Genomic DNA, 2,924 nt, shown 5'->3' on the forward strand with positions numbered 1-2,924 from the left:
TCAGTTGGTCGCTTCAAAATTGCTAAACAAGTGGGTGAAAATGATGCGATATTTGGTACGGTTACTGATAGAGAATTGGTGGAAGTAATTAAGGAAAATACTGGTCAAGAAATTGATAGACGTGGTGTTACTTTGCCAGAGATTAGCAAGGTTGGTTTCTACAAAGCTGAAATTAAACTTCATCCAGAGGTAACTGCTGAAGTTGAAATTCAAGTGGTGGGTAGTTAACAGTTAACAGTTATCAGTTATCAGTTATCAGTTATCGGTTATCCCTTGAACTGCTAAACGAATAACTGATATCTGATTGACCTGATATTATTAAAAATATTAGCTTTTTACTTTTATTACCTGTTCCTATTCTGGAAAATTTCTCAATTGCTTTTTCCTCCTTTAAAAGTAATAAAGCTGATAGCTGACAAAATAATTTCTTAGATCTATAGATAGATGCAGAGCGATCGCCTACCTCCCCAAAATATTGAAGTGGAAAAAGCGATTTCAGTCGGTTTGAAGATAATGTTATTTGCGATTTAGGAGTTAATTATGATTTGATATACCAATTACAATAAGGTGTTAGATACAAAGGAACTTTGTAAGCATTCAGCTAGCTCGCAGTCAGCTATCAGCAACAAGACTTTCTATTTAAGGACAGTGTTTAAATTAACAACTGACTTGAAGAACAAGGGAACCAACTTTTGTAGTAAGACAATTAATAAAGCTTTTATCCTAAATTAAAAGCAATAGCTGTTTCGCTGCGCGACATGAAAAGCGTTAGCGGAGCTCCTCCGGAGGAGGCAAGAGGCTAGCTGATGGCTGACGGCTGAATGCTTACGGAACTTTGTTTTAGGCAACACTTGATTCCAAAATTTTACATCTCATAAATATAAGAGATATTATATTATTTAAAAAAAATTAAAGTAGTCAGACAAAATTATTTTTTACCGAATTATTAATTATTAATTGTTAATTAAATAATTGTGGTTTAAAGCCTCCCCTTTTAAGGGGAAAAAAAGAAATGATATTTCCCAATCTTCAATCAAGCGCGGTTTTAACCTTCTTGTAATTATCAATTATCCATTATCAATTATCAATTAATGAAACCCTTCACTACAAGAACTACTCCTATATATTCACATCAAAATATGAAATTCATTTAACTTAAGCATTCAGCCGTCAGCTATCAGCTATTGTTTTTGGTTTGAAATTTAAACCCCACCCTTAAGACTATAATTTATAAACATCTTTCTTAATATAAAACTCTATAATTGATAGCTTTAAGAGCTGGATATTATTGCTGAGAGCTGAATGCTAATAGCTGAATGCTTACCATTTAACCCAAATATTTAGATAAATCATAAATGCAAAGCGATCGCCTACCTCCCCAAAATATTGAGGCGGAAGAAGCTATTTTAGGTGGTATTCTTCTCGACCCAGAAGCTATTAATCGAGTAACAGAGTTGTTACGCCCGGAGTTTTTTGCCATTCAAGCTCATCAAATTATTTATAAAGCAATGTGGCAACTTTATAATCAGGGTAAACCTACTGATTTAATGACTGTTACCAGTTGGCTTTCTGATAATAATCAATTAGAAAAAATTGGCGGGCAAGTTAAAATAGTTCAACTGTTAGAACGAACTGTTTCTGCAGTTAACATCGACCAATATGCAGTTTTAGTTGTTGACAAATATATCCGACGAAAATTAATTCAAGCTGGAAATGAAATTTTTGATTTAGGCTTTCAAACAGCGACTAGATTAGAAACTATTCTTGACCAAGCAGAACAAAAAATTTTTGCTATGACTCAGGATAAACCACAACAAGATTTAGTTCCTATTTCTGAGACTTTAATTGATACTTTTCAGGAGATTGAGGATAGAAATGAGGGGGTTGCTTTACCTGGTCTTGCTTGTGGTTTTTACGATTTAGATGCAATGACTGGAGGTTTTCAACGTTCCGATCTAATCATTGTGGCGGGTAGACCTTCTATGGGAAAATGTGCTGCTTATGATACTTTGGTTTTGCAAAAAGATGGCAGTTTAGTTACTTTGGGAGAAGTTTATCAAAGGCAGGAAATAGAATTATTAACTTTGGGAAAAAATAGGAGGTTTCATCTGACTAAACCTAGTGCTTTTGTTGATGATGGAGTTAAATTGGTATTTGGAGTAACGACAAAATTAGGAAGATTTGTAGAGACGACAATTACTCATCCTTTTTTAACGGTTGATGGTTGGAAACCTTTGGCAAAATTGCGCGTAGGGGAAAAAATAGCTGTACCGCGTCGGTTAAATATTTTTGGTAATGAAACTATTCCAGAAAGTAAGTTTTCTTCCCTGATTGATTCTGATAATTTCTGTCTTTTTCCTCTTGTCTTTAAATTAGAAAGGTCACAATTAGCTTTATTTATTAGATATCTATTTTCCCTGGATGGATGGGTGAAAATATCTGAGAGTAGGGGAGTATGTTTTGGTTATTCTACAGTTAGTAAAAAATTGGTTAGACAAGTACAACATATTTTGCTTAGATTTGGAATTGTTGCTGCTATTGAAAAAATTGAGGATAAGAGAAGTGAAAAAAGAAAGGTCGTTAAAGAATTCAGAATTCAGAATTCTGAATTCAGAAGTTGTTTTTGTAATATAGATTTATGGCATTTGACAATTACTGATGCTTTATCTCAGAAAAATTTTATTGCAGATATTGGTGTCTTTAATTCTAAAAATTTCAATTTTGATTCTAGTTGGTTAAATTTAATCGCAGAAAATAATTTCTGGGATGAGCAATTAGAAAATAGGGTAATTTTCTGGGATGAATTGGTGAGTCTAGTAGAAAGTTTTGCTGAATCTAAAAGTCGGTCGCTCCAGAGTAGAACTGTCAAAGGAAAGTCTCCTAAAAATTCAGAGAATTTAACTGCTACTGATACTATCTGTGGA

General features: G+C 33.4%; 2 protein-coding genes. Both read left to right on the forward strand.

Annotated features, from left to right (window positions below; all coding sequences use genetic code 11):
• Positions 1-228, forward strand: a 228-nt coding sequence (gene rplI, locus F6K22_RS37475; RefSeq protein ID WP_293109867.1) for a 50S ribosomal protein L9, incomplete at its 5' end; no start/stop codon positions are given.
• A gap of 1,127 nt (positions 229-1,355) precedes the next feature.
• A partial coding sequence (locus F6K22_RS37480; protein ID WP_293109869.1) for a DnaB-like helicase N-terminal domain-containing protein occupies positions 1,356-2,924 on the forward strand: 1,569 nt, incomplete at its 3' end.

The organism is Okeania sp. SIO2F4, assembly GCF_010672385.1.
Lineage (GTDB): Bacteria > Cyanobacteriota > Cyanobacteriia > Cyanobacteriales > Microcoleaceae > Trichodesmium.